Raw genomic sequence first — 22,279 nt, forward strand, 5'->3', positions numbered from 1 at the left:
GGGCCACCCAAAAGCACCCGCCCCGCAGACCAGCCCCGGCGGCCGCCCGCACCGCCTACATCCTTAGCCCGCGCGCCAGTTGGACCTCCGACAACTCCGACACGTCCGCCGGCACCGAATTCCGCAACCGCCCGCACCGCGGACACCGCAACAACCGCCCCGGCCCCAGCCGCCCCGCCTGCAACTGCTGCATCGGAAACGCCGCCGTCCCGAACAGATGCCCCTCCGCACAACGAACCAGGGTGCGCTGCTCCATCGGTCCCCTTCCCGTACTTCCGCATCCACCGAAAGCCGTCACATTAGGGGACCAACCGGACACCACCCCACCAGGCTCGCCGCCACCCGGAACCCCGTACTCCCACCCCACCCGATGGGGTACAGTGGTGCTTGATCGATCCGTCCCTGACGGTTCGTCAGCTGCGGGCGTAGTTTAATGGTAGAACATGAGCTTCCCAAGCTTAGAGCGCGAGTTCGATTCTCGTCGCCCGCTCCAGCAGAAAGCCCTAGGCCAATGGCCTGGGGCTTCTTCATTATCTGGAACAATCCGGCCTTGTCGTGCCAGGTCCACGCCAGAAGGCCACTTCGCGACACTTGAGCGGCGAAGTCCGCTCGGTTGGGCGGCGATCGTCCTCCACTCGGCTGCGCGCCAACATTGGTGCATACAAGGCGACTTGATGGCGGTCATCGCATGGCGAGTTCAAACCGCCGTCCTGCTGGACAGAGCAGCTACAGTCGCCGCCATGAGTGACTTCCAGCCCCAAAGGTCGTAGCCCAGCCCAGTACCGCCGCCAGCGCGTTCTTCCTTGACGCGGATGACCGCGCGTCCTACACGTGAAGCCAACCTGCAAGCCCGGCTGGGAGATCCCCGGCGGCTACCTGCGCGCCGGCGAGACTCCGAGCGACGGTGCGGCCCGGGAGGTGAAGGAGGAACTCGACAGCATTCGCCGTCGACCAGGTGGAGATGAGCGAGTACGCCTTCCACGCCACCGATCAACTCGACTCACTCCTCATCCCGCGCCTTGCCGGTCGCGTCCCCGCCGCCTGCGCCGCAAGGGCGCAGTCCGAGACGGTCTACCTGGAGCACGGAGCAACCCGCCCGTATGGTCAGGCACCGAGGTGACCTGACAAACCGCTCCGACGTTCTTGTACCGGGGTCAGGGAGTGCTGAGGTCGAGGAGCACGTCGGCGGCTGGGTGGGGCCATGCGAGCGAGTCGTAGGCGCTGACCTGCTGCGCGATATGCGTCTTGGCGGTGGCGATCAACGATTCGACATCGTGTACCACTCCGCCGTGGGTGCGCCGACGCCCGCCATGCACGGTGTCCCACTTGCTTTTCTTGCTTTTGCGGGTAGTGGCGCCCTGCTCGTTGCCTCCGAAGCCCTTGAGCTTGCTGTTCCAGATCGGCTGGTAGCCGACGCGAAGGCCGTTCTCGCCCAAATCGGCGTGCACGTCGGGGAGGAAGAGAGCCCGGAAGCGGAATTCAGCGATGGGTAGGCCGCCCTCGATGATCGAGATCCGGTGCTTCCTGAGGCGGCTGTGAAGGGGATATTTCTCCCGAACCGTCTCTCCAGTGGCGCTGTTGCTAGAGAGGGCCTGGCCCGCGTACACGGGGATCTGTAGGTGACCGAGAGGCGCATATAGGTCCACGCTCGTGCCCCGGTAATAGAGCGCGTACAGCCCCGAGCCATCGAATCGCGGGATCTCATGAGTCATGGATACCAGCGGCTGCCGCTCGAAGGTCTCGCAGATGGTGTTCGCGATCTGCTCCGTGGACAGAGGGTCGAACGAGTTCGGCACGTACTGGGTGGGCATGTGTTCCTGCTTATTTCAAAACCAGGGCAAACCTGGGCCTGCGGCCTGGGATGTGGCGAGGTCGGGAGCGGTCCACTGGCTGGTGTACTTGCGAGATCACCCCTCGTCGAAGAGGTCGTCCTGACCCATTTCTTCAGGTGAGGCTTCGGGTTCAGCGTCGATCACCGTCCCGGACCGGAAGTATCGCCACGCGCTCTTGTATTCGTCCGGCGAGTCCGAGTACATGATCACGTAGCCCATGAGAGCTGCTACCTGCCACGTGTCGGGCAGTGCCTTCGAGAGCAGGTGGAACGCCTCGTTCGCCGAGAGGTCGGTGCGCGGCACCGTCACAAACGAGGACTTCGAGCGCGGTGGCTCCGCATAGCGGAAGTTGTAGGGCAGCCCACCCTTGAGCGCCTTCAGGAAGGCGTGCAGAGAGGCATCCCCTGGGGTTAGCCCTTCGACGGGTCGATCCAGGTCGATCGGGAATACGACATCGAAGTGGTTCTTCTTCAGGACCGTGCTGTCACGCTGGCGTCCCGGGTCCTTGTTGCCGAAGCCGTTGTTGTTCCAGGGAATGCTGCCCATCTCCTTGTGGTGGCTGATGAGCAGCTGTTCCGGTGCTAGGGCGGAGAAGTCCTCCGCGACGTAGAGGCAGGAGAAGTCGACATTCGCGAGATTGATGTTGCGGCGCCCCGAGAGCTTGCGCAGGTGGTTCCGCAGGCGGCCGGGCAGGGTCTTGTCGGCCTTGCCGACATAGACGAAGTCGCCACCAAGGTAGAGCTGGTACACGCCGGGTCGCTCGTCGAGTCGCGCGAGGTTCTCCTCGGACAATGGTGCGTGTTCCAGATGGGAGAGCGCGTCGGCCAACTGATCACCAAGGGCCTTGGTGATGCTCAGCCGGAAGTCGTCGTGATATGTGCCCCGGCCGTTCGGCCTGGCCAGCTGCGTCATCTCGCCCCGCCCCTTGTCTGATGTTGATCAAGGTAACCCTATGCTCTTGCTCACCTTTGGGGGGCACGTTCGGGTGAATTCCCGCGGAGATCACCAACTCCGCGGTATGGTTCTCGCATGGTTGACCAGCCTCAAGACATGAAGAAGCCGCGTACGAGTGTTGAGCTGTTCGCGGGCGGGGGCGGCCTTGCCATGGCGGTTCATCGGGCGGGCTTCCGTCCGCTGCTGTTCAACGAGTTCAACAACCGGGCCTGCGAGACCCTCGTGGCCAGCGCGCGGAAGACGCTTGGCGTTGACGGCCTGCTGCGGACTGAGGAGCGCAGGCCCGCACCTCCAGAGCCGGGCGAAGCGGCACCTCTCTATCCGGGGGATGTTCGCGATCTTGACATGAGCAAACTCGAGGGGCAGGTCGACGTCCTCGCGGGCGGGCCCCCATGTCAGCCGTTCAGTGCCGGCGGAGTCGCCAAGGGTGACGAGGACAAGCGCAACATGTTTCCCGCCATGTTCAACGCTGTGCGGGAAATCCGGCCGAAGGCCGTCATTTGCGAGAACGTCCGAGGCCTGCTGCGACCGTCGTTCGCCGAGTACTTCCAGTACATCCAGAACGAACTGAGCCTCCCGTTCGAGAAGCGGGACGACAAAGCGAGGTGGCAGGATCACAACGCCCATCTGACGGGCATCCTCGGAAGGCTCTCCGACGATGATGGTGACCCGGACCACTATAAGGTGGTGATGGTTCCAGTCAACGCGGCTGACTACGGTGTCCCGCAGATACGGAATCGCGTGGTCATTGTGGCCTTCCGGGCCGACCTGCGCGTCGACGTCGAGGCTTTCACCAAGTACGTCAATACACAGCGGTTCTCGGAACCCGCCCTGCAGCGCTCGATGCGGGACGAGGACGGCCCCTATTGGCAGCGCCACCCGGATGTGCCGGGACACGTGCGTGACCGAGTTCGGTCGCGTCTGCCCAAGGTGATCAAGGAAGATGATTTCCTGCCATGGCGCACGCTGCGCGACGCCATCCAGGGTTACGGCACGGACGCGAAGCTCCCCGCGCTGCCAGAGGTCGACCCTGACCGGCTGCACGAGAAGTTCAACTTCGGCAAGAAGATCGGCGTCGTCGATCACATCGGCTGGCCCGGTGCCCGGATCTACAAGGGCCACACACCGAACGAGCTCGACCGGCCCGCCAAGACGGTCAAGGCCGGCGTCCACGGCGTCCCCGGAGGCGAGTCGGTGATGCTCACGGACAGGCTTGTCCGTGATCCCTCGTCGGCTGCTGGCGAGATCTATCAGCACCGCTACATGACCGTGCGGGAGACCGCCCGCGTCATGACGTTCCCCGACGAGTGGCTCGGTTCCGGTCCTCGGGGCGAGCAGATGCGACAACTGGGCAACGCGGTTCCGGTCGTGCTCGGCGAGTTCTTCGCCAACGCCGTTGCCGACGCCCTGACGGCAGCGGGACACTGATCGTATGCCGCAGATAGGGGATGGGGGGCACTGGAAGGAGCGGCTCCCCCCGGAGCGGGCGTACAAGCGACGCACTGGGGCTGTCGCGCCGACGCTGGAGCAGGACCGTGCTGCCGGAGGCCGCAGCCATCGCAGCGTGGCCCTCGGCGACGGGCGCTTCGCGCGTGCCTCGATCACCCTTCGGCTGTACAGGCGCACGCGACGCATTCGCGCATACCTGCGCTGGTCACAGGATGGTGAAACCCAGGAGAGGTACGTCTGCGAGGTGGAGCAGGACTCCCGTAAGGCGAATTTGGCTGCGGCGTGGCGACACGCACAGCAGAGAGGGCTGGTGACGGAGGAGCCACTGCCGCCCGAGTCGACGGCCTCCTCGCAGGAGGTTCGCGCCTCTATGCGCGCCAACCGCGGGAAGGACACCGGACCTGAATTGGCGTTGCGCAGCCTGCTCTACGGTCGCGGTCTGCGTTACAGAGTCAACGCCAGGCCTCTAGCCGAAATCCGACGCAGTGCGGACCTGGTGTTCCCGCGCGACAAGGTCGCGGTCTTTGTTGACGGGTGTTTCTGGCACGGCTGCCCGGAGCACTACCGGCCAGCGACCAGGAATGCGGACTTCTGGCGAGAGAAGATCGAGGGTAATCGAGCCCGGGACGCCGAGACGACCGAGAAGTTGAGTGCAGCTGGCTGGACTGTCATCAGAGTCTGGGAGCACGAGGACCCAGCCGTAGCGGCGGAACGTGTCGAGCACTGGATCAGACGACTGCGGACCTCGGCGTCCATCGGGGAGGCTGCGGCGGTTGGCGGCTGAAGTAGCACGCGAGCCGTGGATCTCCTTGTTGTCCTTGTCCGCCAAGAAGTTTAGCTGGCTGAATCGGTCCGGGGAGCAGGTTGTGGTGTCTCCGAAGTGCGCCAGGGGGCCCGGATGCTGGCCCCCGCTCGAACTAAGCCGGCGCGTGCCAGAACGGGTGGTGAACGCGGGCAGTAGCGGTCTGAGCCAGGGCCGAAGGGCTGGTTGCGCCGGAACCTGTACAGGTTAGGGCCACTTTGCGGCCCGAACACCCAGAGCTTCCCAAGCTTAGAGCGCGAGTTCGATTCTCGTCGCCCGCTCCAGCAGAAAGCCCTAGGCCAATGGCCTGGGGCTTTCGCGTTGTTCGGGGGCGGGGTCAGGCCGGGTGGGGGGCGCCGAGGTGGGGGAAGTGGGGGAGGAGGTCGGTGTGGGGGGTGATGTGGTCGGTGGGGACTTTGCCGCCGGTGAGCATGGTGAGGCGGGCGGAGGTGACGTCGTCGGTGAGGGTGCGGCCGTTGGGGTAGGCGGTGGGCTTGGTGCGGTCGTAGCGGAGGATGTCGGGGAGGACGGCGCGTAGAGCCTGTTCGGCGGCTTGGGGGGTGTAGTCGCCGAAGTGCTGGAGGACGGCCGACCAGGGTTCGCGGTAGGTGGTCCAGTCGTCGGCGGGTTCGCCGGCGTTGTAGGCGTCCTTGACGTCCTCGGCGTTGAAGTAGGCGGTCAGGGACGGGTGGGCGCCGCGGTCGACGGACGTGAGTCGGCCGTTCTGATGGAGGCTGACCCGGCCCCAGACGCCGATTTCGGGGTGCGGGCCGAGTTCGGTGTTCGGGACTTCCAGTGCCATGGCGAAGACGTTCTTGTCGGCTCCCCAGTCGACGCCGGTCCATTGGAACTTGGCGACGATGCCGTCCAGGTCGGCGAAGAACGGGTCGCTGCGGAAGCCGATGTAGCACTTGTATGGGCCGGACTCGGTCACGGTGGGTGTGGCGTCGAAGTTCACCGGGAGGTCGGTGAAGAGTTCCTGGCCGGTGGCGTCGTGGGCGCGGGCCTGGTCGCCGGTGGCGCGGCGGACGGTGGCGGTCTGATGGTTGTTGGTGGGTGGGGAGAAGGTGAAGCTGTAGGCGATGTCGGCCCGGTGGTCGCTGTCGGTGTCGATGTTGATGCGGTAGACGGCGTCCGGGTGGAAGGCGTCGCCGCCGGTGGGGGCGATCGGGTTGACGTTGAGGATCAGGACGGTGCGGTCGCCGGGGGCGGCGAAGGCGAACAGGTCCGTCATGTCGAGGCGGGCGTCGTCCAGGGGGGAGCGGAGGTTGGGGCCGCTGAGGTGATGGGACATGGCGCCAGCATCGGAAGTCGCGTGTTCAGGGGTGTTGCGGCGCGGCTTGCGGGGGCCGGGATTCATCCGGTTGGCCCCGGAGCGGGAGCAGACATGGCCCCAAGTCGCCGTCAAGGGGCGGGAGTTCTGCTTCGGCGGAGTGGCGGGTGCGCAGGTGACATGCACGGTCGGCCGAGGTGTGTGCCTGCGCGGGGAGGAAGCCGAGCCGATGGACGTACGACTCGACGTGGCAATACCGGGGTGCCCGGTAAAGGGCGGGCGGGTGCCGCTGTACGGGCCCGGATTCGTCGCAGATCCGCAGGGGTACTACGAGCGGTTGCGGCGGTTCGGGCCGGCGGTGCCGGTGGAGTTGGCGCCGGGGGTGGAGGCCACGCTGGTCACCGACTACGCGACGGCCCTGCGACTGCTGCAGGACCCGGCGACGTTCCGCAAGGATCCGCACCGGTGGCGGGCGCTGTACGACGGGCGGATCCCGGCCGACAGCCCGGTGCTGCCGTTGCTCGCGCCCCGTCCGAACTGCATGTTCACGGACGGCGCCGAGCACTTGCGGCTGCGGCGGGCGGTCACCGACAGCATGGCCCGGGTCGATCCGGGTCGGCTGGCCCGGACGGCCAGGCAGGTTTCCGACTTCCTGATCTCGCGGTTCGCGGAGCAGGGGGCGGCCGATCTACTGGCCGCGTACGCCAAGCAGTTGCCGCTGTTCGTGTTCAACGACCTGTTCGGCTGCACGGCCGAGATCGGCGACCGGGCGCTGCTCGGGATATCCGGCATGTTCGACGGGGTGAACGCCGAGCAGGCCGCCCAGGTGCTGTTCGGCGCGGTCGGCGAACTGGTCGTGCTCAAGCGGGAGCGGCCGGGCGACGACGTGACGAGTTGGCTGATGGAGCACGGCCAGCGGCTCACGGACGACGAGATGGTCCACCAACTGGCCCTGCTGCTGGGTGCCGGGGCCGGTTCACGCCGCGGGAGCCGGTGCCCGCCCGGCGCGCGGCCGCGGAGCCGGAGACGGCGCGGAAGCCGGAGGCGCCGGCTGGAAAACCCGGGCGTTGGAGCCAGTTCCTCAGCTGGCTGACCGGCTGATCCAAGAGCGACCCCGTCCTCCCTTGCCCGGCGCGAACGGCCCGGCCACACTTGCCTCGGGTCGGACGAGGGGGGACGCGCGATGGCGGTACCGGCAGCGGTCGGCGGGGTCCCGTTCGGCCCCCGGCTGCGGGCGCTGCGCCGGCGTTCCGGGCTCAGCCAGCAGGCCGCCGCCGAGCGCGCCGGGCTGAGCACCCGGGCGTTGCGTGACCTCGAACAGGGCCGGGTCCGCCGGCCCCGGCCGCGTACGCTGCGGCAGTTGGCCGAGGCGCTGGCGATCAGCGACGAAGAACTCGCCGATGCGCAACGGGAGTTGGACGACGGGCCGCGGCTGCTGGTCCTCGGGCCGCTGGAGCTGCGGACCGGTGGCGATCCCGTCCCGGTCACCAGCCCGATGCTGCGCCGCCTGCTCGGCCTGCTGGCGCTCAAGCACCCGGAGCCCGCCACCCGGCAGGAGATCACCGACACGCTGTGGCCGGACGGGCCGCCGGACTCGCAGCAGAGCCTGGTGCACACGTACGTCAGCCAGGCCCGCCGCCTACTGGCAACCGGGGTGGCCCGGACCCCCACCGGCTACCGGCTGACGGCCGGCCCGCAGGACACCGATCTCGGCCGCTTCGACGCCCTGTTGGCCCGTACGGTGTGCACGCACCACGCGCCCGACCCGGCCACCGTCCACGAGACGCTGGCCTTGGCGCTGCGTTGGTGGCGCGGGCCGGTGCTGGCCGACGCCGACCCGGCGCTGCGGCGGCACCCGGCCGCCGTCGCGGCGGGCGAACGGCGGATCCGCGCCGCGCTGTTGTACGCCGACACCGCCCTGCTGCTGCACCGGTCCGCCGACGCCGTCCCCCAGTTGTGGGAGTTGGTGCATGCCGAGCCGCTGCACGAGGGGCTGCACGCCCGGCTGATCCTCGCGCTGGCCGGGGGCGGCGAGCAGGCCGCCGCGCTCGACGTGTTCCAGCGGTTGCGCGAGCGACTCGACGAGGAGCTGGGCATCGCCCCCGGCCCGGAGGTCGAGGACGCCCACCTGCGGGTGCTGCGTCGCCAACTTCCAGTGCCCGCAAGGGGTGTCCAGCCGGCTCAGCTGCCTGCAAGGGGCGTCCAGCCGGCTCAGCTGCCCGCCGAGAGTGGCCCGCACGTCGGCCGGCGGGCCGAGCTCCGGCTGCTCGACGCGCTGACCGCCCCGGGCCCGCAGCCGCGCCTGGCGGCGGTGGTCGGCCCGCCCGGTGTCGGCAAGACCGCGCTCGCCGTGCACTGGGCGCACACCCGCCGCGAGCACTTCCCGGACGGGCAGCTGTACATCGACCTGCGCGGCCATTCTCCGCACCCGGCGCTGCGTCCCGCCGAGGTGCTCGGCCGCTTCCTGCGCGCCCTCGGCACCCCGCCGGACCGGCTGCCCGACTGCCGGGACGAGGCCGCCGCGCTCTACCGCACCCTGCTCGCCGACCGGCGCGTGCTGATCGTGCTGGACAACGCCCGCGACGCCGAACAGGTCCGCCCGCTGCTGCCCGGCGCCCGCGGTTGCGCCGTCCTGGTCACCGGCCGCCACCGCCTGACCGGGCTGGTCGCCGCCGACGGCGCCCGCCGGCTCACCCTGGACGCGCTCGGCCCGGACGAGGCCCGCGAGCTGCTCGGCAGCGTGGTCGGCGAGTGCCGGGTCGCCGCCGAACCCGAGGCCGCCCGCCGCCTCGTCGAGCTCTGCGACGGCCTGCCGCTGGCCGTCCGTGCCGCCGGTGCCGGCCTGGTCGCCCGGGACGGCACGATCGCCGAGCACTGCGCCCGGCTGGCCGGGGGCGGCCTGCTCGAGCTGCTGCACGTCGAGGGCGACCCGCGTTCGACCGTCGGGGCCGCGCTCGACCTCTCCTACCGCGAACTGCCCTCCCCGGCCCGGCGGTTGTACCGCCTGCTCGGGCTGCTCCCCGGCCCCGACACCACCGCCGACGGCGCCGCAGCCCTTGCCGGCACCGGCCCCGGCGAGGCCGCCGCCCTGCTGCGGACCCTCGCCGACGCCCACCTGCTGCGTGAGCGCGCCGGCCGGTACGGGCTCCCCGGGCTGCTGCGTGCACATGCCCGCGAGTTGACGGCGCGTCAGGAGATGGGCCCCGCCCGGCAGCGGCTGTTCGACTGGTATCTGACGGACGCCGACGAGGACCTGGCCCCCGTTGTCCGGCAGGCCTGCGACGCCGGCTTCCCCGCCACCGCCCGGCGGCTCGCCGAACAGCGGCGGCCCGCGGCGGCGGCCACCGGGCACCCCGACGAAGCCTGCGACGCCGGCTTCCCCGCCACCGCCCGGCGGCTTGCCGAACAGTGGCGGCCCGCGGCGGCGGCCACCGGGCACCCCGACGAAGCCTGCGACGCCGGCTTCCCCGCCACCGCCCGGCGGCTCGCCGAACAGCGGCGGCCCGTGGCGGCGGCCACCGGGCACCCCGACGACCTCACCGTGCTCGGGCTGATCTGCGGGAAGCTCGGCCGGCTCCAGGAGGCCGCCGAGCACTTCACCCGGGCCGCCCGGCTGCACCGCGAGCAGGGCGCCGCCGCCGAGGAGGCCATCGCCCGGACCAACCTGGCCGCCGTCCGCCGCGCGCTGGGGCGTCCCGCCGACGCCGTCCGCCTGCTCGACGCGACGCTGCCCGTGCACCGCCGCACCGGCAACACGTTCAGCGAGGCGGTGGCGCTGACCTGCCTGTCCGGCGCGCGCACCGACCTCGGCGACCCCGCCGCCGGCCGGCTGCTCGCCCGCGCCGCGATCACCGCCGCCCGCACCCTGCGCCACCCCGCGCTGGAGGCGGGCGCCCATCTCGCGCTGGCCGCCGCGCACGAACGCGCCCACTGCCGAGCCGACGCGGCCGCCGGATACCGGGAGGCGCTGCGCCTCGCGGAGGCCGCCGACGACCGGCACCCGCAGGCCGTCGCGCTGATCGGCCTCGCCACCACCCGCTCCGGCACCGACCCGCAGGCCGCCCTGGAGCACGTGGAAAACGCTCTCCGGATCAGCCGCGCCGCCGGTTTCCGCATCCTCGAAGGCAACGCTCTCGCCGCTCTGACCTGCGCTCTCGTCCGGCTGGAGCAGCCGCAGGCGGCACTGGACAGCGGCCGCCGCGCGCTCGCCCTGCACCGTGCGACCGGCCACCTGCCCGGCGAGGTGCGGGCCCTGCTGGCCCTCGGCCGCGCGCAGTCCGCGCTCGGCGCGCCCGGCCTCGCCGTCGGGCACTGGCGGGAGGCGTTGCGGCTGTCCCGGGCGATGGGCGTGAGCAGGCTGCGCTGAGCGGCAGTTCCGCCGCTTCCGCGCTTTCTGCCGGTCGCGGCTGACGGAAGGTCATATCGGCAGGTCAGAAAGGGTCCGGACGCCTCTGGTCCGGCTGTGGGAGCGGGTACAGGCCACCTTCGTACGGTGGGCGCACCGCCCGCGCCGACACCCGGAGGACTTCGCATGAGCCGCTACGACCTGCTGGCGTCCACCCCGGCGGTGCGCCGCGTCCAACAGGAGTTGGGCAGCGCCGCCGCGGCCGGGCGCCGCCTGCGCGAGCCCGCCGGGGAGCCCGAGCCGCTGACCGGTGCTGCCGCCGCGTTCATCACCGGTCTCGACGGCTTCCTGGTCGGCACCGTGAACGAGAACGGCTGGCCGTACCTCCAGTACCGGGGCGGCCCGCCGGGCTTCGTGCACGTGCTGGACGCGCACACGCTCGGCTATCTGGACGTCCGCGGCAACCGGCAGTACCTGACCACCGGCAACCTGCGCGCCGACGACCGGGTGTCGCTGTTCTTCCTCGACCACGCCAGGCAGGCCCGGCTCAAGTTGTTCGGCCGCGCCACCGCCGTCCCGGCCGACCGGTACCCGGAGTTGGTCGCCCGCCTGGAATCCCCGCGCACCGACGGCCGGATCGAACAGGTCGTCACCGTCCGGGTCGAGGCGTTCGCCTGGAACTGCCCCAACCACATCACGCCGCGGTTCAGTGAGGCCGAACTCGACCACGCCCTCGCCCCGGTCCGCGAGCGCCTCGCCCGGCTGGAGGCGGAGAACGCCGCCCTGCGCGCCGAACTCGCCGCCGCCCGTACCGACTTGAAGGACTGAACCGTGTCCGAACGCCTTGCCGATGCCCCTGCAGCGGAACAGGCCCGGCCCGCCGAACCGGCGATCTGGTCCGGCAACTTCCGCTACTACTTCACCGCCCGCAGTGCGGGCCTGCTCAGCTGGGCGATGCTCCCGGTCGCGGTCTCGGCCGGTCTGATCGGCAGCGGCCACGGCCTGGACGCCGCCGGCTACGCGATGGCTTTCCTGGTCGGCCCGTTTGCCGGGCTGGTGCTGTTCGGCGGGGTGCTCGCCGACCGGTTCACCGCCCGCCGGATGATGATCGTTGCCGACCTGGCCAACCTCACCGCGCACATCCTGCTGGCCGTTCTCTTCCTGCACGGCATCGACCACCTGTGGCAGCTGTACGCCCTGCTGGTGGTGGCCGGTACCGCCAACGCACTGTTCCAGCCCGGGGCTTCGTCCACAGTCCCGCTGGTGGCCCGGGACGTGCAGGGTGCCAACGGGGTGCTGCGCACCTCCGAGGCGGTCACCGGGCTGGGCGGGCCCGCGCTGGCCGGTGTGCTGGTCGGGTTCGGTTCCACGGGCTGGGTGATGGTGATCTCCGGCCTCGCCTACGCGACCAGTGCGATCTGCCTGTTCGCGCTCCGCCTCGGTGCGGTGCCCGCCCCGCCGGTCGGGGACGGGCTGTGGCGGAACCTGGTGGTCGGCTGGCGGGAGTTCCGTTCCCGCAGCTGGCTGTGGGGCGTCATCGCGATCTGGATGGTCTACGCCGTGCTGTCCTGGGGCCCGCAACTCTCGCTCGCCGCAGGGCTGATCGTCCCCCGGCACGGCGCCACCGCCTTCGGGCTGGTCAACTGCGCGCTCGGCGCCGGGACGGTGGCCGGTGGGCTGATCGCGATCCGCTGGAAGCCGGCCCGTCCGCTCGCCGCCGGCGGGGCTGCGATGTTCGCCTACCCGCTGTACCCGCTCGGCCTGGTGCTCGGTGCCCCGGTCTGGCTGCTCGCCGCCGCGCAGCTGCTGGTCGGCGCGGGGATCGGCGTCTGGGGCGTCATGTGGGCCACCAGCGTGCAGACCCAGGTTCCCGGCGAGGTCCTCAACCGCGTCCACGCGTACGAGGTGGCCGGCTCGGTCGGCATGTACCCCCTCGGCAGCGCGCTGGCCGGCCCGGCCGTGCACGCCTTCGGCACCACGCCCGTCCTGCTGGTCGGCACCGTCGTCGCGCTGCTCGTCCCGGCCGCGCTGCTGCTCACCCGCCCGATCCGCACGCTGACCCGGGTGCCGGACCGCAGCTGAAAAACGTGGGCCGATATCAGTCGTCCAGCGGTTCCGGAGCGGGGGCGGCGGGGCGCGGGGCGGCGAGCAGGAAGGGGATCAGGCCGCGGTGCAGCAGGGCGGTGCGCCAGGCGGTTCGGGCCGCGGACAGCTCCTGGGTGTGCTGCGGCTGCTCGGAGGGCGTGGCGCGCTGGCGGGAGGCGCTGAACAGCAGGCCGAGCAGGCCGATCAGGGCGCTGGCGACGGCGATGGCGACGGTGGACCAGGCGGCGGTGCGCAGCACGTCGGCGGTGAAGGCGTGCGGGCTGGACAGGCCGATCAGGGAGGCCAGCAGGAAGAACACGGCGGCGGCGCTGCCGGACACGATCGGTACCACCAGGGCCAGCGCGCCGAACCAGCCGGACATCCGCTCGCCGGGTTCGGCGGCGGGCCCGGGTGCGGCGGGTGCGGCGTCGCGGAGCCGGCAGTACGTCAGGTACTCGGGTTCGGCCGCGGCCAGGATCTCCTCGGTGCGCTGCCGGGCCAGTGTCCGCAGCCGGGTGGCCTGCGAGGTGTCGCCGGTCAGTGCGGTGCGGACGGCGGGATCGGCGAAGGCCCGGCCGAGGGCGTACTCGAAGTCGGCGCGGTCCTGCTGGGTGGGGCCGTGGCCGGTGAGCGGGTCCATGGTGATGTCCCCCGTGGGTCGAATGCCGGTCAGCCGTAGCTGACGTCGGAACAGAGGTCGTCGTCGGCGGAGCGGGCCTGGCTGACGCTGGTGGGCAGCGGGCCGGTGGGCAGCGGCGGGGCGGCGGTGGTGCCGTTGCCGGCCGCGTAGTCGGCGCCGAGGGTGAGGGAGATGCCGGCGTGGCTGCCGGCCTGCAGGGTGGCGCCGGGGAAGAGTTCGGCGACCTTCTGGGCCTTGGCCTTCTCGCCGGGCCCGTATTCGACGAGGGTGGTGGTGTGGCTGCGGGAGGTGGCGTTGGCCCGGCCGGTGACGGTGAAGCCGGAGCCTTCCAGTGCCTCGGCGGCCTTGCCGGTCAGTCCGCCGGTCTCGGTGCCGTTGTAGACGGTGACCTTGATGCCGGCCCCGTCGACCTTGGCCGGTGCGACGGCCTGGCTGGGCGTGGGTTCGGCGGCGGGCGCGCTGGCGCCGGCCGAGGCGTCCTGGCCGTCCAGGGTGCGGTCGGCCTTGAGCGCGGCCCACAGCTGGTCGACGTCGGGGTGCACGAGGGCGACCCGGTCGCCCTGGTAGCGCCACGGCACGGTGAGGAACTTGATGTCGTGCAGGTCGATGTCCTTGAGCGACATGGCGAAGTCGACGAGCTTCTGCGCCGAGCCGAGTCCCTCGTCGACGGTGAGCGACTTGGTGACGGCGTCGGCCAGCGGCAGCAGCGCGACGGGGTTCATGCCCTGCGACTTGACCTGCTTGATCAGCGAGGACAGGAAGGCCTGTTGGCGCTTGGTGCGGCCGATGTCGGAGCCGTCGCCGAGGCCGTGCCGGATCCGGACGTAGTCGAGGGCGGCCTGGCCGGAGATCTTCTGGTGGCCCTGGGCGAAGAGCTCCTTGCCGCGGTGTCCGAGGTTCGGGTTGAGGTCGCCCTCGTACACGGCCTTGGGCAGGCAGACGTCGACGCCGCCGACGGCGGAGGTCATGTCGGCGAAGCCCTGGAAGTTGATCACCATGGTGTGGTCGATGCGCAGCCCGGTGAGCTTCTCCACGGTGTTCTGGGTGCAGGCGGGGTTGCCCTGGTCGGTGTTGCCGACCGAGAAGGCGCCGTTGAACATGGCGCTGGCCTGCGGCTTGGTCCAGTTCTTGTTGGGCAGCAGGCAGGACGGGATGGCGACCAGCGAGTCGCGCGGGATGGAGACGCCGACGGCGTGTTTGTGGTCGGCGTAGACGTGCAGCAGGATCGCGGTGTCCGAGCGGGCGCCGCCGTCGTCTCCGCCGCCGAGGTCCTTGTTGGTGCCGGCGCGCGAGTCGGAGCCGATCAGCAGCAGGTTGACCGGGACCCGGCCCTGGGAGTCGGCGCTGGCGGCGTCGGGGCGGTCCTTGCTGATGCCGGCGCTGTCGAAGGTGCTCAGGTTGCCGTTGAGCCGGTAGTAGACCAGGCCGCCCGCGGTGACGGCGAGCGCGACGACGCCGGCGGTGGACCACAGGACGATCCGGCGGACTTTGCGGCCGCGGCCGGATCCGTCGCTCCGGGCCCCCACCCTGCGTGCAGACATGACGCACCCTTCCCCGTCGTGGCCGGCGGAGCGCCGGCCCGAACTTCTACAGAGCTGTAGAGGTTCAGCGAAGCATACAAATTCGGTCGGGTGAAGTCACACCCCTCCCTCCACGGCCCCCGGCCGCCCGTTGCCCGGGAAAGCGCGATCCCCCGGCGGCCGGGGGCCGTCGGGGGATCGGTGAGCGGGGAAGGTCAGTGCACGCGCAGCAGGGCGAGGTGGACGACGGTGGCCCGGGCGAGGTCCAGGGTGGCGCCGCGGCGGTGGCGGCGGGCTTCGGCGGATCCGGACCGCCCCCGCCCACCCGGCACCCTCGGCCCGCCGCCTGCGCACCCGGGCCACCCTGCTCGCCGTCCTCGGCGAACACGGCACGCTCAGCCGCGCCGAGATCAGCCGGCTCACCGGGCTCTCCCGCTCCGCCGTCAGCAGCGCCGTCACCGACCTGATCGACGAAGGACTCGCCGGCGAAACCGCCGCCACCGCCGCCGCCGGACGGGGCCGCCGCGCCGCCGCCGTCACCCTGCGCCGCGCCCACGCCCTCGTCCTCGCCCTCGACTTCGGGCACACCCACGTCACCGCCGCCGTCGCCGACACCACCGGCACCGTACGCGGCGAGGCCACCGCCCGCCTCGACGTCGACAACCACCCCCGCGAGGTGCTGGCCGCCGCCCGCACCCTCGCCGACCGGGCACTCGCCGCCGCCGGCCACCCCCTGGACGCCATCACCGCCGTCGCCGCCGGCATCCCCGGCGCCCTCGACACCCGCACCAATGTGGTTCGCGCCCCCTCCACCCTCTCCCAGTGGATCGGCATGGACCCCGCCGCCGAACTCGGCCGGCTCTTCGGCCTGCCCGTCACCGTCGGCAACGACGCCGAGATGGGCGCCCGCGGCGAACGCGCCCACAGCGGCGGGAACGCCGTCAACGACCTGATCTACGTCAAGGCCTCCACCGGCATCGGCGCCGGACTGCTGCTCGACGGACGCATCTACCGCGGCGCCAGCGGCATCTCCGGCGAGATCGGACACATCCAGCTCCCCGACACCGGCACCTGGTGCCGCTGCGGCAACCGCGGCTGCCTGGAGTCCGTCGCCTCCATCGTCGAGGTCCGCCGCCGCCTCGCCCACGTCCTCGCCCCCGGCGCCCGCCCCGACGAAAACGTCGAACTGCCGCCGCTCGGCGAACTCACCGACACCCCTGCCGCCGCCCGCGTCATCGGCGAAGCCGGCCGCACCATCGGACGCGTCCTCGCCGACCTGGTCAACTGCCTCAACCCCGCCGCCATCGTGATCGGCGGCGAACTCGGCCTGGCCGGAGCGCCGTTGATCAACGGCATCCGCGAGTCCGTCGACCGCTACGCACAGCCCGCCGTCGCCGAGGCCGTCGAGATCCGCGCCAGCCGGCTCGGCCTGCGCTCCGAACTGTACGGAGCGATCGACACCGCGGTGGCCGCGGCGGTCGGTCAACTGCCCTGATCGACGCCGCGCCGGCACTAACGCAGCTGACGGGCCCGCTCCGCCAGAAAACGGCGCTCCGGAAGGCTCGGCGCCAGCGCGGACGCCCGGCGGAACACCTCCGCCGCGGCCTCCGCCTCGCCGGTGCGGGCCAGCAGCTCGGCCCGCACCGCCAGAAAACGGTGGTGCCGGCCCAACACCCGCTCCAGCGCTTCGAGTTCCTTCAGCGCGAGCTCCGCGCCGTGCACCTCCGCCAGCGCCACCAGCCGGCCCAGTTCCGGCATCGGGCCGGGCGCCACCCGCACCAGCAGGTCGTACAGCGCCAGGATCTGCGGCCAGTCGGTGGCCGCCACGTCCGGCGCCTCGTCGTGCAGCGCAGCGATCGCCGCCTGCAACTGGTACGGGCCCACCCGGCCGTGCGGCAGCGCCCGTTCCACCAGCGCCACGCCCTCGGCGATCGCCGCCGCGTCCCAGCGCGTCCGGTCCTGCTCCGCCAGCGGCACCAGCTCCCCGCCCGGGCCGGTCCGCGACGGGCGCCGGGCGTCGGTGAGCAGCATCAGCGCCAGCAGGCCCATCACCTCGGCGTCCGCGGGCAGCGACCGGTGCAGCAGCCTGGTCAGCCGGATCGCCTCGTCGGACAGCCGGGGGGTGGTCAGGTCCTCGCCGGAGGTGGCGGTGTAGCCCTCGTTGAACACCAGGTACAGCACCTGCAGCACCTCGCGCAGCCGCTCCACCGTCTCGCCCGGCTCCGGCAGCACGAACCGCAGCCCGGAGGAACGGATGGTCTGCTTCGCCCGGCTGATCCGCTGCGCCATGGTCGCCTCCGGCACCAGGAACGCCGCCGCGATCTGCGCCGTGCTCAGGCCACCGACGGCGCGCAGCGTCAGCGCGATCCGACTCGGCGCGGTCAGCGCCGGGTGGCAGCACAGGAACAGCAGCGCCAGCGAGTCGTCCCGGTCCGCGGCGGGGTCGGCGTCGGCCGCCCGGCCCAGCAGCTCGGACTGCGGCGTGGCCAGGAACAGCCGCTCCTCGCGTTCGCGCCGGGCCCGGTCCGCACGCACCAGATCGACCAGCCGGCGCGCCGCCACCGTCACCAGCCAGCCGCGCGGGTTCTCCGGCCGGCCCTGCCGCGGCCACTGTGTCGCGGCCGCCAGCAGCGCCTCCTGCACCGCGTCCTCGCAGCTGTCGAACGCACCGGGGTGGCGGCGCAGCAGCACCGCCAGGACCTGGGGCGCGAGTTCGCGCAGCAGGTCCTGGTCGGCGGGCGCCCGGTCGGTCATGACGCGGTTCAGTCCGTCATCGGCGTCTCGTGCAGGATCGGCCACAGCTCGACCGGCTCCTGGTCCGCCCACGGCATGTCGGCGGCGATCTCCAGCGCCCGCTGCTCGTTCTCGCAGTCCAGCAGGTAGAAGCTCGCCATGTACTCCTTGGTCTCCAGGTACGGCCCGTCGCTCACCGCGGGCAGCCCGTCCTGGCGGCGCACCAGCCGGCTGGCGGCCGCGTCGCCGAGGCCGTACGCGCCGATCAGCTCGCCGGTCTCGCGGTAGCGCTGGTTGAACGCGTCCTGCTGGGCGATCGCCGCCGGCCACTCCTCGGCCGAGATGGACGCCCACTTCTCCTGGTTGCCGTAGGTCATCAGCAGGTACTTCACGGGGACCACGTCCTCTGTGTCGGTGGGTGCTTGTGTCCACTGGTCGGAGCGGAGCGGTGCTTCTCTACACGGAGTGGCGCTTCTCTGCACGGGGCGACGCTTCTCTGCACGGAGTGGCGCTTCTCCGCACGGGACGACGTTATTCGGCGGAGGCGGTCGGCGGTGTCCAGACGTACGGCGTGGTGGTGGTGACGGCGTGCATGCCGAGGCGGCGCAGGATCGGGGTGCTGTCGGGGGAGGCGTCGACCTGGAGGTAGCGGATGCCGTGGTCGAGGGCCCAGCGGGCGCGGTGGGCTACCAGCGAGCGGTAGATGCCGCGGCCGCGCCAGGCGGCCAGCGTGGAGCCGCCCCAGAGGCCGGCGAACTCGGTGCCGGGGGTGCGGGTCAGCCAGGCGGCGGAGACCACCTCGGGGGTGGGGGTGTCGGTCTCGGCGACCAGCACCAGGAAGCCCTCGGGGTCGGCGGCGGCGTTCTCGGTGAGGTCGCCGACCAGCCAGCTCCAGTCCTGGCCCCAGACCTCGCCCTGCAGCGCGGCGATCCGCCGCATGTCGGTGCGGGCGGTGACCCGGCGCAGCGTGATGCCGTCGGGCGCGGGGGTGGGGGTGGCGAGTTCGGCGGCCAGTCCGATCAGGACGGTCTCCGGGTCCTCGGCGACGAAGCCGGCCGCGGTCAGCCGTTCCGGGAGGTCGGCGGGCAGGTCGTGGCCGCGGGTCTTCCATTCGACGCTCTCGCCGCGGGCGGTGAAGAAGTCGCGCTGCCGGGCGATCAGCGCGTCGAGCTCGGCGCCGTCCAGGCCGAGGTCGGCGGACGGGGAGGTCACGAAGCCGCGGAAGCCGCCGCTCTTGCGCAGCAGCGGGCCGTCGGAGTCCCGGGTCTCGCCGTCGCGGACGGGGCCGAGGCCGCGCATGTGCTCGTCGTAGGCCGCGAGCAGGGCCGTGGTCAGGTCGGTCACCAGGCGAGGGTAAACGATCTTGTCCGGCGCTTTCCGGCAATTCTCGGGACTGCCACTGGCGTTGACGCCGGGGTGAAGGTCTAGCGTCGGAGCCATGCGGATCGGCGAGCTGGCACAGCGGGCGGGGACCACCACCAGGACGCTGCGGTACTACGAGTCGCGGGGGCTGCTGCCCGCGCGGCGCGGCGGGAACGGGTACCGGGCGTACGACGAGGAGGACCTGCGGCTGCTGCGGCAGATCCGGGTGCTGCAGGACTTCGGGTTCGAGCTGGAGGACACCCGGCCGTTCGTGGAGTGCCTGCGGGCCGGGCATCCGGCCGGTGACTCCTGTCCGGCCTCGCTGGAGGTGTACCGGGCGAAACTGGCCGAACTGGACGCCATGGTGGCCCGGTTGAGCGAGGTCCGGGATCAGGTGGCGGCCCAGCTGACCCAGGCCGAGGCGGCGCGCGACGCGCTGGCCGCGGCGGACCGGGAGCCGCGCTGCGAGCTGGTCCGCGACCACGAGTGAACGACGAGGGGAGAATCCGATGAGTGGCGTGCAGACCGTGACCGACCAGGACTTCGCGAGCGAGGTGCTGGCGGCGAAGGGCCCGGTGCTGGTGGAGTTCACCGCCGACTGGTGCCCGCCGTGCCGCCAGCTGGCGCCGGTGCTGGCCGAGGTGGCCGAGGAGCAGGCGGGCAAGCTGAAGATCGTCGCGCTGGACGTGGACCGCAACCCGGAGACCCAGGCCGCGTACGGCGTCCTGTCGATGCCCACCCTGATGGTCTTCCAGGGCGGCGAGCCGGTCCGCTCCCTGGTCGGCGCCCGGGCCAAGGCCCGCCTGCTGCGCGAGCTGGACGACCTCCTGTAGGACGCCGGTCGGCGCGGTCGGGCGGCTGCCCCTACGGTGGGTCGCAACACCGCACGACGAAGGAGTCACCGCCATGCCCGACCGCGACGCCGCGCTGGACACCATTCAGCGCGAGCTCACCGCGTTCGCCCGCCGGGCCCGCCACAAGGCAGCCCAGCTGCATCCCGAGCTGTCGCTGGTCACGTACAGCATGCTCGACCTGGTCAAGGAGCGCGGCTCGTGCCGGGCGGCGGACCTGGCGGCGCACTTCATGCTCGACAAGTCCACCGTCAGCCGGCAGGTCGGTGCGCTGGAGCGGCTCGGGCTGCTGGGCCGCCAGGCCGACCCGGACGACCAGCGCGGGCAGCTGCTGCACCTGACCGACGCCGGGGAGCAGCTGCTGGCGGAGGCGTACGAGCAGCGGCGGCGGGCCTTCACCGACCGTTTCACCTCCTGGGACGACGAGGACCTGGAGCGGTTCGCCGGCTACCTGGTCCGCTACGGCGCGTCCGAATAGCCCTGGGGCCGGGCCGGCTTGACCCTCACGCGACGTGAGGCCGGAGGCTGGTGCGCAGCGGGAGGGAAGGAGGCAACGCGATGAGCGGATACACGGTGGGACAGCTCGCCCACCTCGCCGGAGTGACGGTGCGCACCCTGCACCACTACGACGAGATCGGGCTGCTGTCGCCCAGCGGCCGCACCCCGGCCGGCTACCGGCGGTACAACGACGCCGAGCTGGACCGGTTGCAGCAGGTGCTGTTCTATCGCGAACTCGGCTTCCCGCTGGAGGAGATCGCGGCGATCCTGGACGACCGCTCGGTCAGCCCGACCGAGCACCTGCGCCGGCAGCGCGAGCTGATCGGCGACCGGATCAGGAAGTTGGAGGACCTCGCCGCGGCAGTCGAACGAGCGATGGAGGCAAGGACGTTGGGCATTCAGCTGACCCCGGAGGAGAAGTTCGAGGTGTTCGGCAAGGGCTACCAGGAGAACTGGGAGGACGAGGCCGAGCAGCGCTGGGGCGACACCGACGCCTGGAAGCAGTCCCAGCAGAAGACCTCGAAGTACACCAAGGCCGACTGGGAGCGGATCAAGGAGGAGGCCGACGCCATCAACGACGCCCTGGTGGCGGCGTTCACGGCCGGCGCGGCCCCCGACAGCCCGGAGGCGATGGACGCCGCCGAACGGCACCGTGACCACATCGGCCTGAACTTCTACGAGTGCGCCCCGCAGATGCACCGCTGCCTCGGCGACATGTACGTCGCCGACCCGCGGTTCACCGCCACCTACGAGCAGCTCGCCCCGGGCCTCGCCGGGTGGCTGCGGGACGCGATCCACGCCAACGCGGACCGGCAGGAGCGGTCCTGACGGTGCGCCGGCCGGGCCGGCGTCACGCGGCCCGGCCGAAGGTACGCCGGTAGGCGGTGGGCGAGGTGCGCATGGTGCGGCCGAAGTGGTGGCGGAAGGTCGCCGCCGACTCGAAGCCCACCGCCGCGGCGATCTCCTCGACGCTGCCTTCCGGCGATTCCAGCAGCGGCAGGCTGGCCGCGATCCGCTGGATCGCCACCCACCGCATCGGGCTGACCCCGTTGCGGGCGGTGAAGTGCCGCAGGTACGAGCGGTCGGACATGCCGGCCGCCCGGGCCAGCAGCGGTACGGTCAGCGGCCGGGCGAGCTGGTCCAGCGCCCAGCGCATCGACCGGGCCACCCCGTCCTCGGGCTCGTCCACCGGCCGCACCGCGGCTTCGACGTACTGGGCCTGCCCGCCGTCCCGGTGCGGCGGGGCGACGAAGCGGCGGGCGACGGTGTTGGCGACCTTGGCGCCGTGGTCCTGCCGGACCAGGTGCAGGCACAGGTCGATGCCGGCGGCGCTGCCCGCGCTGGTCAGCACCTGGCCGTTGTCCACGTACAGCACGTCCGGGTCGACCCGGACGTCCGGGTGGCGGCGGCGCAGTTCGTCGGCCCACCGCCAGTGGGTGGTGGCGGGCAGGCCGTCGAGCAGTCCGGCGGCGGCCAGCGCGAAGGCGCCGGAGCAGATCGACACCACCCGGGCGCCGCGGGCGTGCGCGGTGCGCAGCGCGGCGACCACGGCGGGCGGCACCTGGCCGTACGGGTCGGGCACCCCGACCACCACGGCGGTGTCGGCGGCGGCGAGTTCCTCCAGGCCGTGCCGGGGGGTCAGGGTGAAGCCGCCGACCGCTTCCAGCGGGTGTCCGGGCCGCTCCGCGCACACCCGGACGTCGTACCAGGGGGCGGCCAGCAGCCCGGCGAGTTCGGGGCGGGCGAGGGCGAACACCTCGACCACCACCCCGAGTTCGAACGGGGCCATGCCCGCGAAGGCGTACACGGCGACGGTGTGCACGGGCGCCGGGCGCTTTCCGATGGTGACGGGCACGGGCTCGGCCATGTGGTGCTCCAGGTGCGGCCGTTGGCGGGACGCGGCGAGTGTAGCGGCCCGTGCCGCCGCCGTGCCGC

Annotated in this window: 21 protein-coding genes, 1 tRNA gene and 1 pseudogene; 13 read left to right on the plus strand and 10 right to left on the minus strand. The window is 71.8% G+C overall.

All coding sequences use genetic code 11. The features are described from left to right. Positions 1-55: 55 nt before the first annotated feature. Complete coding sequence (locus ACGFWJ_RS14220; RefSeq protein WP_387639567.1) at positions 56-256, minus strand: hypothetical protein; 201 nt, start codon at positions 254-256, stop codon at positions 56-58. A gap of 163 nt (positions 257-419) precedes the next feature. On the opposite strand from ACGFWJ_RS14220, the gene ACGFWJ_RS14225 reads away from it, so the two are divergent. Further along, positions 420-493, plus strand: a tRNA-Gly gene (locus ACGFWJ_RS14225). A gap of 338 nt (positions 494-831) precedes the next feature. Further along, complete coding sequence (locus ACGFWJ_RS14230; RefSeq protein WP_392948940.1) at positions 832-1,125, plus strand: NUDIX domain-containing protein; 294 nt, start codon at positions 832-834, stop codon at positions 1,123-1,125. Positions 1,126-1,154: 29 nt separating this feature from the next. Here ACGFWJ_RS14230 and ACGFWJ_RS14235 read toward each other — a convergent pair whose 3' ends face one another. Continuing rightward, the gene (locus ACGFWJ_RS14235) at positions 1,155-1,811 is read right to left on the minus strand and encodes an Eco29kI family restriction endonuclease (RefSeq protein WP_392948943.1); all 657 of its coding nucleotides are present in this window, start codon (positions 1,809-1,811) and stop codon (positions 1,155-1,157) included. Between the two features lie 96 nt (positions 1,812-1,907). Beyond that, positions 1,908-2,744 (minus strand): GIY-YIG nuclease family protein, encoded by an 837-nt coding sequence (locus ACGFWJ_RS14240; RefSeq protein WP_392948946.1) that lies wholly within the window; start codon positions 2,742-2,744, stop codon positions 1,908-1,910. 117 nt (positions 2,745-2,861) lie between these two features. On the opposite strand from ACGFWJ_RS14240, the gene ACGFWJ_RS14245 reads away from it, so the two are divergent. Then, positions 2,862-4,214 (plus strand): DNA cytosine methyltransferase, encoded by a 1,353-nt coding sequence (locus tag ACGFWJ_RS14245; RefSeq protein ID WP_392948948.1) that lies wholly within the window; start codon positions 2,862-2,864, stop codon positions 4,212-4,214. A gap of 4 nt (positions 4,215-4,218) precedes the next feature. Continuing rightward, entirely contained in the window at positions 4,219-5,019 is an 801-nt protein-coding gene (locus ACGFWJ_RS14250) for a very short patch repair endonuclease (protein ID WP_392948951.1), read from the plus strand. 355 nt (positions 5,020-5,374) lie between these two features. Here ACGFWJ_RS14250 and ACGFWJ_RS14255 read toward each other — a convergent pair whose 3' ends face one another. Then, a complete protein-coding gene (locus tag ACGFWJ_RS14255; RefSeq protein WP_387639562.1) occupies positions 5,375-6,331 on the minus strand; it encodes a DUF4331 family protein in 957 nt (318 codons plus the stop codon). Positions 6,332-6,539: 208 nt separating this feature from the next. Between ACGFWJ_RS14255 and ACGFWJ_RS14260 the strand changes: the two are divergent. The 4 genes and pseudogenes from ACGFWJ_RS14260 to ACGFWJ_RS14275 form a co-directional block, all read left to right on the plus strand. Continuing rightward, positions 6,540-7,283 (plus strand): annotated as a pseudogene (locus ACGFWJ_RS14260) (cytochrome P450); the annotation flags it as partial. A 210-nt stretch (positions 7,284-7,493) separates the two neighbouring features. Then, entirely contained in the window at positions 7,494-10,676 is a 3,183-nt protein-coding gene (locus ACGFWJ_RS14265; RefSeq protein ID WP_392948955.1) for a BTAD domain-containing putative transcriptional regulator, read from the plus strand. A gap of 165 nt (positions 10,677-10,841) precedes the next feature. Further along, positions 10,842-11,483: a pyridoxamine 5'-phosphate oxidase family protein gene (locus ACGFWJ_RS14270; protein ID WP_392948957.1), complete on the plus strand. Its 642-nt coding sequence runs from the start codon at positions 10,842-10,844 to the stop codon at positions 11,481-11,483. Positions 11,484-11,486: 3 nt separating this feature from the next. After that, the gene (locus tag ACGFWJ_RS14275) at positions 11,487-12,737 is read left to right on the plus strand and encodes an MFS transporter (protein ID WP_392948960.1); all 1,251 of its coding nucleotides are present in this window, start codon (positions 11,487-11,489) and stop codon (positions 12,735-12,737) included. 16 nt (positions 12,738-12,753) lie between these two features. Here ACGFWJ_RS14275 and ACGFWJ_RS14280 read toward each other — a convergent pair whose 3' ends face one another. After that, the gene (locus ACGFWJ_RS14280) at positions 12,754-13,380 is read right to left on the minus strand and encodes a hypothetical protein (RefSeq protein WP_392948963.1); all 627 of its coding nucleotides are present in this window, start codon (positions 13,378-13,380) and stop codon (positions 12,754-12,756) included. 29 nt (positions 13,381-13,409) lie between these two features. Next, a complete protein-coding gene (locus tag ACGFWJ_RS14285; protein WP_392948966.1) occupies positions 13,410-14,921 on the minus strand; it encodes an LCP family protein in 1,512 nt (503 codons plus the stop codon). 343 nt (positions 14,922-15,264) lie between these two features. On the opposite strand from ACGFWJ_RS14285, the gene ACGFWJ_RS14290 reads away from it, so the two are divergent. Further along, complete coding sequence (locus tag ACGFWJ_RS14290; protein WP_392949445.1) at positions 15,265-16,395, plus strand: ROK family transcriptional regulator; 1,131 nt, start codon at positions 15,265-15,267, stop codon at positions 16,393-16,395. A gap of 17 nt (positions 16,396-16,412) precedes the next feature. Here the strand turns inward: ACGFWJ_RS14290 and ACGFWJ_RS14295 are convergent, their stop codons facing one another. The 3 genes from ACGFWJ_RS14295 to ACGFWJ_RS14305 all read right to left on the minus strand — a co-directional run bounded on the left by ACGFWJ_RS14295 (position 16,413) and on the right by ACGFWJ_RS14305 (position 18,977). After that, the gene (locus ACGFWJ_RS14295) at positions 16,413-17,654 is read right to left on the minus strand and encodes an RNA polymerase sigma factor (protein ID WP_392948969.1); all 1,242 of its coding nucleotides are present in this window, start codon (positions 17,652-17,654) and stop codon (positions 16,413-16,415) included. Between the two features lie 8 nt (positions 17,655-17,662). Beyond that, on the minus strand, positions 17,663-18,034 hold the full coding sequence (locus tag ACGFWJ_RS14300) for a YciI family protein (protein ID WP_392948972.1): 372 nt from the start codon (positions 18,032-18,034) through the stop codon (positions 17,663-17,665). Between the two features lie 130 nt (positions 18,035-18,164). Continuing rightward, positions 18,165-18,977, minus strand: a complete 813-nt coding sequence (locus ACGFWJ_RS14305) for a GNAT family N-acetyltransferase (RefSeq protein WP_392948974.1) — start codon at positions 18,975-18,977, stop codon at positions 18,165-18,167. Positions 18,978-19,071: 94 nt separating this feature from the next. Between ACGFWJ_RS14305 and ACGFWJ_RS14310 the strand changes: the two genes are divergently transcribed. From ACGFWJ_RS14310 to ACGFWJ_RS14325, 4 genes are all read left to right on the plus strand, one after another. Then, positions 19,072-19,485 carry a MerR family transcriptional regulator gene (locus ACGFWJ_RS14310; protein WP_392948977.1) on the plus strand — a complete coding sequence of 138 codons (414 nt, stop codon included), beginning with the start codon at positions 19,072-19,074 and terminating at the stop codon, positions 19,483-19,485. 19 nt (positions 19,486-19,504) lie between these two features. Further along, a complete protein-coding gene (gene trxA / locus ACGFWJ_RS14315) occupies positions 19,505-19,828 on the plus strand; it encodes a thioredoxin (protein ID WP_387639527.1) in 324 nt (107 codons plus the stop codon). Between the two features lie 73 nt (positions 19,829-19,901). Continuing rightward, the gene (locus ACGFWJ_RS14320) at positions 19,902-20,324 is read left to right on the plus strand and encodes a MarR family winged helix-turn-helix transcriptional regulator (RefSeq protein ID WP_392948980.1); all 423 of its coding nucleotides are present in this window, start codon (positions 19,902-19,904) and stop codon (positions 20,322-20,324) included. An 80-nt stretch (positions 20,325-20,404) separates the two neighbouring features. Further along, positions 20,405-21,172: a MerR family transcriptional regulator gene (locus ACGFWJ_RS14325; protein ID WP_387639522.1), complete on the plus strand. Its 768-nt coding sequence runs from the start codon at positions 20,405-20,407 to the stop codon at positions 21,170-21,172. Between the two features lie 22 nt (positions 21,173-21,194). On the opposite strand, the gene ACGFWJ_RS14330 is transcribed toward ACGFWJ_RS14325, so the two are convergent. Continuing rightward, positions 21,195-22,211: a helix-turn-helix domain-containing protein gene (locus ACGFWJ_RS14330; protein WP_392948982.1), complete on the minus strand. Its 1,017-nt coding sequence runs from the start codon at positions 22,209-22,211 to the stop codon at positions 21,195-21,197. Positions 22,212-22,279 lie beyond the last annotated feature (68 nt).

Source organism: Kitasatospora sp. NPDC048407 (assembly GCF_043200475.1).
Taxonomy (GTDB): Bacteria; Actinomycetota; Actinomycetes; order Streptomycetales; family Streptomycetaceae; genus Kitasatospora.